The sequence below is a fragment of the Gammaproteobacteria bacterium CG11_big_fil_rev_8_21_14_0_20_46_22 genome (assembly GCA_002796245.1).
Taxonomy (GTDB): Bacteria; Pseudomonadota; Gammaproteobacteria; order UBA12402; family UBA12402; genus 1-14-0-20-46-22.
In genome coordinates this window covers 1-1,149 of the sequence record PCWT01000061.1, presented here as the reverse complement: position 1 = coordinate 1,149, position 1,149 = coordinate 1, and the positions used below count along the sequence as shown (strand labels likewise).

The 1,149-nt window shown below is 51.5% G+C and carries 1 protein-coding gene; it reads left to right on the top strand.

Annotated elements, in window-relative coordinates:
• Nucleotides 1-1,149, top strand: a 1,149-nt coding sequence (locus COV52_08325; protein ID PIR10583.1) for a hypothetical protein, incomplete at both ends; no start/stop codon positions are given.

Here is a 1,149-nt window from a genome sequence, read left to right as displayed (position 1 = left end):
CCGTCGATCAATGCGCTGAGTGGCGGAGAATTTCGGGTAGACGAATCCGGCTCGGCCACCTATAGCATGCCGTTATCTTTGCCCGCAGGTATTGCCGGGGTAAAACCCGAGCTGGCTTTTAGTTACAGTAGCAACAGCGGTGATGGTTATATGGGCGCTGGCTGGGGCTTTGCCGGAGCATCGGCCATTTCGCGTTGCCCTAAGAACCTTGCGGTTGATACGGTGCAAGGGAATGTCTCTTTTAGCGCATCGGACAGGCTGTGTCTCAATGGCCAGCGTCTGGTGAGAAACGGGTCAAGCAATGACAAAGCCGTTACCGATGCGATCTATTGGAGCCTAAGCAGTCAGTTTCATACCGAACTCGACAGCTTTAACTTGATCCGTCAGCATGGCGCTGCTGGGCAAGGCCCGCGTGCACTGACGGTTGAAACCCGATCTGGTGAAATTCACTACTATGGTGCTTTGACGGCGGTAACAGGCAATGATTCTACGGGCAGATCCTTAGCGCTGATAGCCAAAAGCTATGGCAACGTTCCCGAAAATGGCGAAGATGCCTTTTTCGATACGTCTGCAGGTAGCAATATCGCCAGGTTGTGGGCGTTAAAAGCCATCAAGGACGTCAAAGGAAACTACATCCTGTTTAAGTACGCCGAAGATCAGGTGCTGGGCGAGCATTATCTGACCGAGGTGCATTACACCGGGCGCGCCAATGGCGCTGCGCCCTTTGCCAAAGTCGTCCTTAATTATGTTGACAATACCAAGATCGCGGTGGGTTGGCAGGCGCAAAAACGAGTCGCCATGAGCAAACTGCTGAACACTGTCGACGTACTGCTGGACGGCGCTATTTACCGCCAATACCGTTTGAATTATTTTAATTCCAATGTACTTGAAGAGAAAAACTACCTGTTATCCATTCAGGAATGCGCTGATACCGGCGCTGGCAACTGTTTGCCACCGACCCATTTTGAATGGAATCGGCCGCCTACGGTTAACGTCTCCTATGTCACTCGCTGCGATAATGAGCCGGGCGTGCCGCAGTACTGTTGGCAAGAGCCTGTTACCGATAATTATGTGCCCTTTGAGATCAGTTACCAAATAAAGGGCACATCGTTCGATCGTTATTATCAGCAACTGATGGATATCAACGGC